The sequence below is a fragment of the Mariniflexile ostreae genome (genome assembly GCF_042427585.1).
GTDB classification, from domain to species: domain Bacteria; phylum Bacteroidota; class Bacteroidia; order Flavobacteriales; family Flavobacteriaceae; genus Pseudalgibacter; species Pseudalgibacter ostreae.
Genome location: NZ_JBHMFC010000005.1, coordinates 1 through 13,387, shown reverse-complemented (window position 1 = coordinate 13,387; position 13,387 = coordinate 1). Strand labels below are relative to the sequence as shown.

The 13,387-nt window shown below is 34.8% G+C and carries 13 protein-coding genes; 1 reads left to right on the top strand and 12 read right to left on the bottom strand.

The window, feature by feature from the left end; genetic code table 11:
* Positions 1–99: 99 nt before the first annotated feature.
* The 8 genes from ACFFU9_RS01360 to ACFFU9_RS01325 form a co-directional block, all read right to left on the bottom strand.
* Complete coding sequence (locus ACFFU9_RS01360) at positions 100–597, bottom strand: glutathione peroxidase (protein WP_379859561.1); 498 nt, start codon at positions 595–597, stop codon at positions 100–102.
* Positions 598–626: 29 nt separating this feature from the next.
* The gene (locus ACFFU9_RS01355) at positions 627–1,310 is read right to left on the bottom strand and encodes an SDR family NAD(P)-dependent oxidoreductase (protein ID WP_379859560.1); all 684 of its coding nucleotides are present in this window, start codon (positions 1,308–1,310) and stop codon (positions 627–629) included.
* 12 nt (positions 1,311–1,322) lie between these two features.
* Positions 1,323–1,538, bottom strand: a complete 216-nt coding sequence (locus tag ACFFU9_RS01350; RefSeq protein WP_379859559.1) for a hypothetical protein — start codon at positions 1,536–1,538, stop codon at positions 1,323–1,325.
* Between the two features lie 130 nt (positions 1,539–1,668).
* Positions 1,669–2,100 (bottom strand): hypothetical protein, encoded by a 432-nt coding sequence (locus ACFFU9_RS01345; protein WP_379859558.1) that lies wholly within the window; start codon positions 2,098–2,100, stop codon positions 1,669–1,671.
* Between the two features lie 79 nt (positions 2,101–2,179).
* Positions 2,180–3,601 carry an SDR family oxidoreductase gene (locus ACFFU9_RS01340; RefSeq protein ID WP_379859557.1) on the bottom strand — a complete coding sequence of 474 codons (1,422 nt, stop codon included), beginning with the start codon at positions 3,599–3,601 and terminating at the stop codon, positions 2,180–2,182.
* An 8-nt stretch (positions 3,602–3,609) separates the two neighbouring features.
* Positions 3,610–4,227, bottom strand: a complete 618-nt coding sequence (locus ACFFU9_RS01335) for a flavin reductase family protein (RefSeq protein WP_379859556.1) — start codon at positions 4,225–4,227, stop codon at positions 3,610–3,612.
* A complete protein-coding gene (locus ACFFU9_RS01330) occupies positions 4,227–5,537 on the bottom strand; it encodes an ABC1 kinase family protein (protein ID WP_379859555.1) in 1,311 nt (436 codons plus the stop codon). The genes ACFFU9_RS01335 and ACFFU9_RS01330 overlap by 1 nt, the downstream gene beginning before the upstream one ends.
* A 7-nt stretch (positions 5,538–5,544) precedes the next feature.
* Entirely contained in the window at positions 5,545–6,201 is a 657-nt protein-coding gene (locus ACFFU9_RS01325; RefSeq protein WP_379859554.1) for a TetR family transcriptional regulator C-terminal domain-containing protein, read from the bottom strand.
* A gap of 317 nt (positions 6,202–6,518) precedes the next feature.
* Between ACFFU9_RS01325 and ACFFU9_RS01320 the strand changes: the two genes are divergently transcribed.
* The gene (locus ACFFU9_RS01320; RefSeq protein ID WP_379859553.1) at positions 6,519–7,364 is read left to right on the top strand and encodes a DUF2911 domain-containing protein; all 846 of its coding nucleotides are present in this window, start codon (positions 6,519–6,521) and stop codon (positions 7,362–7,364) included.
* 82 nt (positions 7,365–7,446) lie between these two features.
* On the opposite strand, the gene ACFFU9_RS01315 is transcribed toward ACFFU9_RS01320, so the two are convergent.
* The 4 genes from ACFFU9_RS01315 to ACFFU9_RS01300 all read right to left on the bottom strand — a co-directional run bounded on the left by ACFFU9_RS01315 (position 7,447) and on the right by ACFFU9_RS01300 (position 13,212).
* Complete coding sequence (locus tag ACFFU9_RS01315; RefSeq protein WP_379859552.1) at positions 7,447–8,433, bottom strand: Gfo/Idh/MocA family protein; 987 nt, start codon at positions 8,431–8,433, stop codon at positions 7,447–7,449.
* The gene (locus ACFFU9_RS01310; RefSeq protein ID WP_379859551.1) at positions 8,411–10,126 is read right to left on the bottom strand and encodes a sodium:solute symporter family protein; all 1,716 of its coding nucleotides are present in this window, start codon (positions 10,124–10,126) and stop codon (positions 8,411–8,413) included. The genes ACFFU9_RS01315 and ACFFU9_RS01310 overlap by 23 nt, the downstream gene beginning before the upstream one ends.
* A 99-nt stretch (positions 10,127–10,225) precedes the next feature.
* Entirely contained in the window at positions 10,226–12,748 is a 2,523-nt protein-coding gene (locus tag ACFFU9_RS01305) for a PIG-L family deacetylase (protein WP_379859550.1), read from the bottom strand.
* A 257-nt stretch (positions 12,749–13,005) separates the two neighbouring features.
* Complete coding sequence (locus ACFFU9_RS01300; protein ID WP_379859549.1) at positions 13,006–13,212, bottom strand: lipopolysaccharide assembly protein LapA domain-containing protein; 207 nt, start codon at positions 13,210–13,212, stop codon at positions 13,006–13,008.
* Positions 13,213–13,387 lie beyond the last annotated feature (175 nt).

Genomic DNA, 13,387 nt, shown 5'->3' with positions numbered 1-13,387 from the left:
AGTACTGAGTACATATAGGGTTGTGATTTAGTTATTTATGTTTCGCAACACAAATATCCACAACCCTTCTCATTTTTTTTAAAAAAAGTTTAAATCACTTCATTTCGTAATTTTTGAACTTAAGGGATTTGTTGTTGAAAAATAATATTTAATTAAGCCTCCTTGAGGATCGACCAAGTATTTCTGAAAATTCCATTTTACTGAAGAATTTGAATGGCCATTAAGTTTTTTTTGGGTAAGCCAAGCATATAGAGGGTGTTGCTGTTTACCTTTAACATCTATTTTTTCGGTTAATAGAAAGCTTACGCCATAATTTTTTTTACAAAAGTTGCTTATGGTATCTGCGTTTTCAGGTTCTTGATGTCCAAATTGGTTGCAAGGCACACCAATAAGCTGAAGCTTATCTTCATAGTTGTCCTGTAGTTTTTGTAAATCTTTGTACTGGGGCGTAAACCCGCATTTTGAAGCTACATTTACAAATAGCAAATACTTACTTTTAAATTGAGAAAGGTTTATAGATTTGTTGTCTAGCGAACTGATTTCAATATCATAAATACGTGTTGCATTTATAGGACTTACAACACGGTACTTGGACATCAATGTGGCGAGAAAAGCTTTAAAGGCACTCATGTTTTAAAGCTAACGATCCCACAATCCATTTCAAATATCTGTCCAGACATAGAAGCGGCTTTATTAGATAATAAAAATGCTGCCATTTCGGCAACTTCGGAAGGAACTAAGAGTTTTTTTAATGGATGCCGCTCGGAAATGCTTTCAATCATTTTTTCATTCCGTAATAGTTTAGAAGCTAGGCCGGTATCTGTAACTGTTGGCGCTATGGCATTAATCCTAACGGTGGGTGCCAATTCGGCTCCTAATGATTTTACTAAGCCTTCAATACCTGATTTTACTGTTGCAACACTTGCATGGTATGGCATTCCTAATTTAGCGGCTACTGTGCTAAAAAGAAGGATAGCCGAATCATTACCAATTTTTAATAGGGGTAGATATTTTTGAATGGCTTTTACAGCGCCTAAAACGTTAATTTCAAAATCACTTTTAAAATCAGTTAAGCTCAATCTCGAAAAAGGCTTTAAGTTTATAGATCCTGGGCAATATACCAGAGCATCAGCAAAATCGATATCAGGTAAATCATCTTCGATGATATTACAGGTATGGTGCACTAAATGGGGATGCTTCAGCTCTGGCTCGGTACGACTTAAATTAATAATATTATGGGTATCTATTAGATTTTTAACAATTGCACTACCAATACCTTTACTGCCACCTACTATTACAATTGTTTTCATACCTAAATGTTATTACGGCCTTCCTTTAAGGCGCTTTTCTATTTTTTGTTTTATGGCCGTTAGACGTTTCATTAAGTCCATGATATCTGGATCTTTATCTTTTTTATAAACATCATTTAAACTTAAAATAAGATCTTTTACCTCTCTAGAAGCTTCTATACGCTCACTAGTTGTTTTAAAAGTTTGCTTACGATCTGCAAATTCTTCTGCTTTTTCTATAATATCCATGATTTAATGTTTCTCTAATATTAGTCTTATTGTAGGATAAAAAAAATATAATTTATCCAGAATTCCCCAATATAGTAAAATCTTCCAAATCAAAGTTTTTTTATTGTGTTTATTAAGTAAAATTTAGTAATTAGACAACATTTTGAAAACTATAATTTGTATCATATTTAATTTTCTCATCTAAAAGCTTATTAAAAAATGATTTATTCTCCTTAAAAAGGGTGTTTGCCTTAAAATGGATAAACTTTCCCTGGGCATGTATGCTACTGCCGTTTAGGTTGTAAATAACCAATTGATAATAGGGAATAGCCCAAGCAAAGCGTTTCAGTCCTTTAGTAATTCTAATAATTAATCCTGATGGGCGGAGCTCTAAATTTGCATAATTTACATTCTCAACAGAGTTTAAAACGAATAGGAGATTAGGACTTACATCTTTTACCATAATCCGTTTAGAAGCAACACCTTTCATTTTTAATATTTTAAAAAAAGAGAATTTTTTACCAACCAAATCATTGATAAGGGTTTCTTGTTTTTTATTTGGATGTGTTATATCTAAAAGCATACTATAAAGATAGTGTAAATATATTAAAGTGTTTAATTAAAAGAGTAAAAAGTTAAACAAAAAAAACAAAAAAATTATTCTATGCCACTAATTTGGAAATAAGACCATTAAAAATAAACGCATGAAATGGCAGAACACTAAACCAGTATAGTCTGCCCCATAATCCTCGAGGCCTAAATGTAGCGGTCTGTTTCAAGATGTTGTTTTCAATTTTAAACTCCAACCAAGCTTCGCCAGGCAACTTCATTTCAGCATAAAGCAAAAGTTTTTTTTGTGCTTTATCAGCATAAATAACGCGCCAAAAGTCTAAGGCATCTCCTGCATTAAGGTTGGACACATGAGTTCTTCCTCGTCTTAAACCAATGCCTCCAAAAAGCTTATCCACATGGCCTCTAATTTTCCATAAATAAGTGCCGTAATACCAGCCAGTTGTACCACCAATAGACCAAATTCTATCCATGGTTATGTCGATATTGCTTACGCTTCGTTCTTTATAATCTTTAAAACAACCATAGGTAGGAACATTAACATATTTATGAAAACTGTTTTTAAGGCGTCCACTGCTCACAAAAGAATCTTTCCAACTGGAAATGATGCTGTTTTGCTCAATTTTTTCAAAGGCTAGTTTTACAGCATCTTTATAAGATAAAGGCGTTACCCCTAAAAGGGTATTAATGTTACTGGGTTTTCCAACAATTTCCACCCCCATGCTTTGTACTAAATTGGAGGCTAATTTATAGGATGTGGACGTGACGAAGTAAAGCCAATACGAAGACAATTTTGGTGTCATTATGGGAATGGTTAAAATATAGCGTTTTAAACCTCTTACCTCTGCAAATTGTAATAACATCTGCTTATAGTCTAAGACTTCTGGACCAAATACATCATATGCCTGATTATAGGTTTTCGGGTTACCTGCAGCTTTCGATAAAAACAAGAGTACATCTCTTACGGCTAAGGGCTGTGTTTTGGTATTAAGCCATTTGGGGGCCACCATAACCGGTAATTTTTCTACTAAATCACGAATAATTTCAAAAGAAGAACTACCAGAACCTACAATTATACCTGCTTTAAAAATAGTTAGCGCATAGCGGTTAGATTTTAATACTGCCTCTACATGTTTTCTGGACTTTAAGTGCTTAGATAGCTTTTCTTCATTAGTAATACCGCTAAGATAAATGACTTGTTTAACTTGGGTGTTCTCCATGTAGGCTTTAAAATGAATAGCACATTGTTCTTCTAAGCTTAAGAAATCTTTTGATGTGTTCGACATGGAATGGATCAAGTAATAAGCCACGTCTATATCTTCAGGAATGGTATTTAGAGTTTCGGGTTTTAAAAAGTCCGCCTCAACAATTTCAATATGTTTTTCTTCTAAATGGTTTTTATCGGCACGCAAAGCATCCCGTACAGCACAAACTACGTGATGTCCATTGTTTACTAATAAAGGAATTAATCGTTTACCGATATATCCAGTAGCGCCTGTTACAAGAATTTTCATTTTAAAAATTATTTTTTTGGCTTTTGATAACCAAAACGTGCATGGTTTTGAGGTATGCTGTAAGCATCCAGCCCATTTATTGCAGCAACCTTTCCTTTAGAGAGGTCTATAAAACCATCTTCTTCCATACTGGTTTTTGTTACATAAAGCCCAATTATCTTACCAATAATTAAAATCGTCCCATTGGCCTTAATATCATACTGCTCAACAAACCGCATGGCCATCTGTACAGGAGCGTTTTTAACAAAAGGTGCAAAAAAACCATTTTTGTATTCTGGATCTAAGCCGGTTTTATCGAACTCGGAGATAGAAGATTCATACTTAGCCGAGCTGTGATGGGCATCTTCAAGTATAGGCTCGTGGATATGATTGATAGTATAAAAGCTACTGCTTTTTATATTTTCGTAGGTGTTTCTAGGAACGCTTGTGGGCCGCATAAAAAAACCTAACATAGCGGGACTACTTCCAATATGGGTTACAGAGCTAAAAACGGCAACATTTTCAATGCCCTTATCAGATTTTGTACCAATTAAATTGGCAGATTTGTAACCCGAGCAACTATTAATTAAGTTAATTTTATAAAGGTGCTCCAGGTGTTCAATTGTGTTTTCATTGAAATAGTGCATTATAAATGGATGTAATTGTTGATTTTGATGTTTTGTGATTTTAAATCGAACATTAAATTATAAAGTCCGAAAAAGGTTCTATTAATATATATAAAATGTTTTGACCCTCTATTGCCATTCATTTTTCTAAGTTCTGTGCTTTTTGAATACCGTTCTCCTAATTCTGCAATTTTCCTAAAAAAATTGGCATCCGAAAAATCGAAGGACTCCTCGTGAAAGGGTTTGGTAAACAAACTGAGCATTTCAAAAAACATCTGGGTAAAAAATGCCAGCTCCTCTTCAGAATCATCGTTTCTTAATATCTCTAATTCGTGTAGTTTTGATACAAAATAAGATTTGTTATTTATATTTTCTGGTTTTGCCAATTCAAAATAAGGGTTGTAAAAATCGTCAGGAATGGTTTTTATACACCCAAAATCTAAGGCGATAAGTTGAGCTTTCTCTGAAATTAAAAAATTTCCAGGATGCGGGTCGGCATGTACCTTTTTAAGTTTATGGATTTGGTACATGTAAAAGTCCCATAGGGCTTGTCCTAGTTTATTGGATTTTTCTTGGTCGGTATTATGTGTTACAAATTCCGAAAGATGCTCTCCTTCCATATAATCCATTGTAATAATACGTTCTGAAGACCAGTTTTCGTAATAGTTGGGAAACAACAGATTGGGTATATGAGCGCAAGCCGCTACAATTTCTTTACTTTGATTAAGTTCAATAGTATAATTGGTTTCTTCTATAAGCTTGTTTTCTACTTCCTTAAAATATTTGTCAGAATCTTTACCTTTAATATTAAACATGCTCATAGCGATGGGTTTCACCATGGCCAAATCTGATGAGATGCTCTCTGCAACTCCTGGGTATTGAATTTTCACAGCAAGTTTCTTCCCGTTTTTTTCTGCAACATGTACTTGTCCAATGCTTGCCGCATTAACAGAAGTTGCATTAAAGGTATCAAAAAGTTCTTGTGGTGATTTGCCGAAATACGTTTTAAAAGTTTTTAAAACTAACGGGGGCGACAGTGGTGGTACAGAAAATTGAGCTAAAGAAAATTTTTCAACATACGCTTGAGGCAAGATACTTTTTTCCATACTTAGCATTTGTGCGACCTTAAGGGCACTGCCTTTAAGCTGTTTCAATCCGTCGTATATATCATTTGCATTGTTTTCGTTTAGCCGGTTTTTGGCATCCACTTGAGGATTTATCATTTTATCCCCGTAATATTTAATGTAATTAACACCAACTTTAGCACCGGTTGATACTAATTTGGATGCTCTTTGGATTTTTGAAGTGGGAATGCTGTCTATAGTTTTCATAAGGCTTTTAATTCATTTGAAATGTTTCCTTAAAAAGAAATTTACCTAAATCAATAACACTTTTTATGGGTGCAACATCCATAACATCAAAACTGGTGTTTATTGATTTTTCGATAAAAATGTCAGTTTTTTCGAAAGCGGGCGAAGTGTCGTCTATCCAAAACTTCATAGTAACCAGAAGCTGAAGCCATGCTGTTTCTTGTAAGGTTTTTTGTTGTAATTTTTCTATGTTTTCTTGTTTCACATCTATCATTTCTATGTCTAAAGATTTGATGTAATTTGTAAAGTGATGCTTAAGGCCCGATAGCATTTTTAAGCCTTTTAGGTCTTTTTTGTACTTTTCAAGTACATACACGACATAGCTTCTATTGGCCGTTAGGTTTTCAAAAAAGGTGAAATAAAAACTCAAGAGTTTGTTTCTAGCGTCGAAATTTAAATAATCTTCACTTTTATCTAAGATTAGTTTTGTGTTCAAATAAAATCTTTCGAAAATATTTTTTTCAATATGATCAAAAGACGCGAAGTGTTCATAAAATTTCGATTCTTCAAAATTATTATGCTTAGAAAACGCAAAAACGGATTTTGGATTTTCGTTGTGTTCTAGTACATAATCCATATAAGAGGATATAATAGCGTCTTTTGTGATGTTTTTTTTCTTTGCCATATTACAGGGATTTCTCGCAAAGATACAAAATGTTTAATATTTATGGGTTAATGTTAAACAATTTTATTTTTTAATTCATGTCTGTTTGTCATTTTAGTTCTAAAATTGAATGTATAATTGTATGGTTTTTTCTAAAATTTTTGCAGATATTAAACCTGAAAATAAAACCTAGTTAGATAAAATATTTTCTAAAACTTAATGAGAGAAAGAGAAGAAACGGGGGAGTATAATCTTTTTAGGCTTTTGTTAACACTAATGAAATTAGATATGATTAGTTTTATACCATTAAACAATAAAAGTAAAAAAACGATTAAGAAATGAAAAAAAATGCATTAATGATTATGGTATTTGTGTTCTCTTTGAATATAAATGCTCAGGTTATAACGCCCCAGCCAAGCCCGTCCAGTAAATTGGAACAAAAAGTTGGGTTGACAGATGTTACTATTGATTATTCTAGACCCAGTATGCGAGGCCGTACTATTTTTGGCGATTTAGTTCCTTATGGAAAATTATGGCGAGCAGGTGCCAATAAAAACACGACCATTACTTTTAGTGATGATGTGGTAGTGGATGGGCACACACTTAAATCTGGAACATATGCTGTTTATGCTATTCCTAATAGAACGTCTTGGGAAGTTATCTTTTATGCAGATCATGAAAATTGGGGAACTCCTCAGAAATGGGACGACACTAAAGTAGCCGCTAAAACCATCGTGCAAACGAATAATACACCACGTGATGTAGAAACATTAACAGTAGACCTTAATAACTTAACCAATACTGGTGCTACGCTTAATATCGCTTGGGAAAAAATAGTTGTAGAAGTACCTTTTGAAGTTCCAACAGATGTTACTGTATCTAAGTCTATTGCAAGCGCCATGGGCGGCCCTTCTGCAAATGATTATTATGCGGCAGCTGTTTACTATTATCAAGAAGGGAAAGATATTGCAAAAGCTCAAGAGTGGATGGATAAAGCCATAAGCATGATTGAGAAACCTGCATTTTATCAATTAAGACAACAATCTTTAATATATGCTAAAGCGGGAAACAAGAAAGCGGCTATTGAAACTGCAAAAAAATCATTAGCAGGATCTGAAAAAGCAGGAAATGCCGATTATGTTAAAATGAACAAAGATTCTTTAAAAGCATGGGGAGCTTTGTAAGCTGATATGATTTCAGGTTTTTTTTGAAAGAGTAAAAACGCAACTGTAAGGGTTGCGTTTTTTTTTAGATTATTTATGGAAGTTAATACTCCAAATTGATGATATTCCTCACCTCATCCAAGGTTTCTATTAAGTGTTTACTAAACTTAAAAGTCATGATAGGACTTTCGGTTTTTCCTTGTCGTAATAACTCGTTGAAGTGACTGGCCTCATAATTATAGCCAATGGTTTTGTAGTTGAAATCCATGGTTTTTTCACCCTCTTCCGTCTGTATGGTAACGGTTGATGGCGCGTGAAACTGGGTGTTGATCTTAAGGATTCCCTTTTCACAATAAAATATGGCCTCAGTTGGGGTGTCCGCCTTTAAAGTGCTTTTTAAATGCGCAACAGCAGCATTTTTATACTTAAAAACCATCTGACAAGATGAGTCTGCACCATTTTCGAAAAATGTAGCATCTGCCTGAATGTTTTCAGGAATTCCCAATGCTGAAAGCGCAACAAATATGGGATAAATACCAATATCCAAAAGGCTACCACCACCTATTGATTTTTCAAAAAGTCTGGATTTGGTATTGAACTCACGGTAAAACCCAAAATCAGCTTCTATTTTCACTATTTTGCCGTAGGTTTCGTTTTTAAGTTCCTCTAGAACAAACTGATAATGCGGTAAGAAATATGTCCAAAGCGCTTCCATAAGCAATACGTTCTTCTCTTTTGCTTTTGCAACCATATCGTGTACCTCATTGCGATTCATTGCAAAAGGTTTTTCACATAATACAGCAACACCGTGTTCTAAACACAAGAGCGTATGGTCTCTATGAAAGGCATGAGGTGTAGCAATATAAACCGCATCGATATTAGGGTCTTTTGCTAAAGCTTCATAACTATCGTAAGCCTTGGTCGCTTTATACTGTTTAGCAAATGCATTTGCTTTTTCTTGAGAGCGTGAAGCCACGGCATAAAGCTGTGTGTTTTCAATAGTTAATAAATCTGTGGCGAATTTATTAGCGATATTGCCTAAACCGATAATACCCCAGTTGATGGTTTTATTCTTTTTTAATGTATTCATTTTTTGAGTTTAAGACTTGTATGAAGCAACCAATACCAATTACAATGGCACATCCTACAAAGTTTAGCCATAAAAAAGGCAAGTTGATAAGTGCTACTTTATTTAAAATAAATAGGGTAATAACAATAATTTGTGTTAAAATCGCTGCTATAAAAACGGCATTGCCTTTTACAAATTTAAAGAAAAAAGCCAAAAGAAAAATCCCTAACACATTCCCATAAAAGATAGACCCTATAATGTTTACAAGCTGTATTAGATTTTCGGCCAGATTTGCCACAGAAGCGACTCCAATGGCGATAATGCCCCAGCCAAAAGTGAACCACTTAGACGCTTTAACCATATGTTCTTCTGTTTTTTCTTCTGTATTTCGTTTATATAGATCCATTGTGGTGGTTGAACCTAAAGCATTCAATTCGGAAGCAGTACTGGACATGGCAGCACTTAAAATAACAGCGAGTAACAAACCGATTAATCCCCGTGGTAAGTTATTTAAAATAAAATGGATAAACACATAATCTTTATCATTGCTTTCTACTTTGATATTCTGCGATATTGCCGCTTTATTTATAAGTAAGCGTGCTTCTTCCCTAATCGCTTCGTTGGCTTTATCGGATGTAATTAGCGTGTTTGTTTCAATAAAATCTTCAGAATCAATAGAGGCTTTTATATGGTCCTGTTTATCAATAAAAAGTTGCTGGTGTTTGCTTTGAAGGATTTTATAATCATCGGCATATGGTGAGCTTAAAACCACTTCTGTCCCTACAGGATTAAAGTTTAAAGGGGCTTGATTAAATTGATAAAATACAAAAACCATTACGCCAATAAATAAAATAAAGAACTGCATCGGTATTTTTAATAGGCCATTAAATAATAGCCCCATTTGCATTTCTTTAACCGATTTTCCAGATAAATACCGTTGTACTTGGCTTTGATCTGTTCCAAAATAGGCCAGCATTAAAAATGTACCACCAATAATGCCGCTCCAAAAGGTATAGCGATTATTTAAATCGAAAGAGAAATCCAGAACCTCCATTTTACCACTGGCGCCAGCGATATTGAGTGCTTTTGTAAACGTGATGTCTTGGGGTAGTTTGCTTACAATTAAAAAGAAAGCTACAAGCATTCCGAGAAAAATAACCACCATTTGATGTTTTTGGGTAACGTTTACAGCACGTGTACCACCGGAAACCGTGTAAACAATAACCAAAACACCTATAATGATATTAAGCGTTAATAAGTCCCAGCCCAACACGACCGATAGAATTATAGCAGGTGCAAAAATGGTGATGCCGGCTGCCAGGCCACGCTGGGTTAAAAATAAAATAGCCGTAAGTGTTCTGGTTTTTAAATCGAATCGGTTTTCTAAAAATTCATAAGCGGTATAAACTTTTAACCGATGGTAAAGTGGAATAAAAACCATGCAAATCACAATCATCGCAACGGGAAGTCCGAAATAGAACTGTACAAAGCCCATCCCGTCATTAAAAGCTTGGCCCGGTGTAGATAAAAAAGTAATAGCACTTGCTTGTGTTGCCATAACCGAAAGCCCGATAGTCCACCATTTCGAGGTATTTCCACCTCTTAAATAATCTTGTACATTTTGGCTTCCACGGGTTTGCCATGTTCCGTAAACAACTATAGTAACTAAGGTTACAATTAGAACCGTCCAGTCAATCCAACTTAATATCTGCATGAATTAAAAGGCTTTGGTTATAAAGTAAAATAATATAATATAAAAAGCATTTGCAATTAATACAAGCGTATACATCTTGTGCCATTTGTAATTTTTCATTTATTCTCGTGTTTGTTTGGTTGTGCTATCTTTTCCAATGGAAAGCATGTTGGCAAATAATCTGTAAGCCCCTGGAACACCCTCAGGAAACTCTCTAAAAAAACTTAAGCCCGTGTATATGTAATAGCCTTTTCCGTGTTTGGCTACTAAAAGACTGCCTTTTTTTGGAGATTCATCTTTATCATGCATGGAGAGGATGGGGGTGAAGGCATTGGCCCAGGCATCTGGAAAATATAAGCCGCGCTCTTGTTTCCAGCCATCGAAATCTTTTTGCGTGATTTTATTGGGATAGTTAAGCAAATCGTGCTCCGGGTTTAAAAAAGTAACTTTAGCATGCTCGTCTGTAACTCGGTCACGCGATAATTTTAAATCATAAGGAGCCAAAGCATCTACTTTTAAATTGTGATTGGTATTGTATTGTACTATCATATTACCACCATTGGCTACAAAATCAAATAAAATCTGTTGTTTAAAATTAAGGGTTTCCAGGGTGTTATAAGCTCTAATACCTATAACAATAGCATCAAATTGGCGCAATGTTGCTGGGTTAATATTTTCGGGTTTTATAATGCTAACACGATAGCCGATTTGTCTTAAACTTTCTGGAACAACATCACCAGCCCCTTCAATATACCCAATGTTTTCGCCCTTTTTTTTAATGTCCAATCGCACAATTTTACTTTCACTAGGAAGCCATAAGGTTTGATAGGGTATGTGATCATAATCAATTTCAATACGTTCTTTTGTATAGGTTTTGCCATTTACATGAACTTGAGCGGCTAAATGTGCTTCACTTTGTGTTTTAGGGGGAATTACAGTAAAAGTAAGGTGCTGTACTTCACCTTTTTTATAAATGTTTATCTGTTGTTTCTGAGGAAAAACTTGCCAATCATTGGGATGGGCGAGTTCTATAAACCCTTCTACATGGTTTTGATGAGCTTTTACAATTACAGAAATCTCCTTTTGTAGGTCATTTTCGAAAATGATGACTTTTTGAGGGATGTTAACCGATACTTTAGGAATGATCTCAAAAGGTTTATAAACTTCGCCTTTTACAGGGTCGTTGGTTTTATAGATAATAGGTTTTGTAAAAGAAAAAGGTATATTATCAATAATAATACTAAACGATACGATGTTGGCTATAGGCGTTTCGGGTAGGCCTATACATTTAGGGGCCTCTACATGATACATGCCCAATGTTCCCTTGCTGTTAAGCCAATATGGATTGGTTGGGGGTTGCTGGGCATCGATTTTTAGGGTTTCTTTAAAATGGTACGCTACATTGTTTTTTAAAGTGATATTTTTTTGAATACTGCTCTTCTTTCCTATGCTAAAATTTTCTAAAATAATATTGGAATCACTTCTATTAATAGTTTCTATCTGAATGGTGATGGTTTCGCCACTTGTGGCCTGATTAGTGTCTGCAGACGCTTCTAAATAAAGGCCCGCACATGCAGCAATGGTTTCTTTAATAGCGTCGCTTTTTATTTTTTTCCAATGTTCGGTATCCTCCAGTTTTTGAATCAACCTATACGCCCGTATAAGTTCTTTTATAGAGGCTGACGGATTATTAAAGTCGTAGTTCTTTTCAACTTGTTTTAAAATGGTACCAATCGCCTCACCATTTTTCACCCTTTTCCAAGAGGTATCGATACCTTCAAAAATATGGGATTGCTCCTTGGGAGCATCACCTTTAATAAGTTCTAAATACTCCAAAGACTTTCCGCGAGTGCCCGTATTTCCAAATCCTTGAGATTGGTGCATGCTTCTGCTTAACGATGCTATTTCTGTATTGCTTAATCCGTTTAAAGGAAAGTACACCCCCATATCTAGACTGAGCATCTTGGTTTTATCGGCCTTATCAAATTTCTCTTGACTTCCATAAAACCACCAAGAAGGATTGAAAAATATACGTTTGGTCTGCCAAGTCTCCATGTTTTTTAGTAGGGTAGGATAGGCAGAAGCATCGTTTGCCAATTCAAAAGCCTCTAAACTTAAAGTTGCAGAGGCTGTGTGGTGCCCATGTGTGGTTCCAGGACTTCTATGGTCGAAACGATTAATAATGACATCTGGTTTAAAGGTTCTAATAGCTAAAACCACATCGCTTAAAACGGTATCTTTATTCCATATGGAAAGCGTTTCGTCGGGATGTTTTGAATATCCAAAATCGTTGGCACGGGTAAAAATCTGTTCACCACCGTCTAGGGCCCTTGCGGCTAATAGTTCTTGCGTTCTAATAACGCCCAATTGCTCTCTAATTTCTGGTCCGATTAAATTTTGCCCGCCATCACCACGAGTTAGGGATAAATAAGCCGTTCTTGCTTTTACATGGTTGGCCATGTAGGAAATAAGGCGGGTGTTTTCATCATCGGGGTGTGCGGCTACATATAAAACAGAACCTAAAAAATTGAGTTTTTGTATGGATTGGTATATTTCTGAGGCATTTGGTTTTTTTGGCTGTTGTGCGTGTATAGTAATAGAAAAGAAGCATAATAAAATGCCTGAACGTATAAGTTTTTGCATAATAAGTTTTGATGGTTTTCAAATATAAAAAAGAAACCAGCGGAATGGCTGGTTTTAATTTTATTTTAACGGTTTTTAATAAGTAAAATGATAAACAATAATAACCCTGACCCTTATTTAATGGCCTGCAACATTAACCTAACTAAGACAGTTGGGTTAAGATTAAGGTCGCCTCATTATTGAACTTTATGATGTTTTAGTGAGATAACTGTGTTTTGCCTGCTCCACACCCTGTGGAAATAGTTTGCCTAATTATTTTAATGTTTAATAGCGCTAGTCTTTCGTGTTATAGATATTAAAATACCAACGATTAATCCGAGGGCAAAACTTCCAAGAATAACGAGTACACGAGACATGGATAGTGTCCAAAACAAAAGATTAACATCGGTTACCTCTGTGTTTTGTAATGAAAAAATTACAATAATTATAACAAATAACAGAACTATTAAGGTTTTAAATTTCATGTTTATGGATTTAACAGTATTTAATTATGAAGTAGATAACCTTAAATTTAATCATTTTTTATGGTTTATAACACTCCCATCCGAAAGTTTTTAAATATTAGCTAAAACTACTTGTTAAGCCCTATTAACAGGGATTTATTTTGACTCTATCAAGAAAATAAGTCTGTTTTAAAAG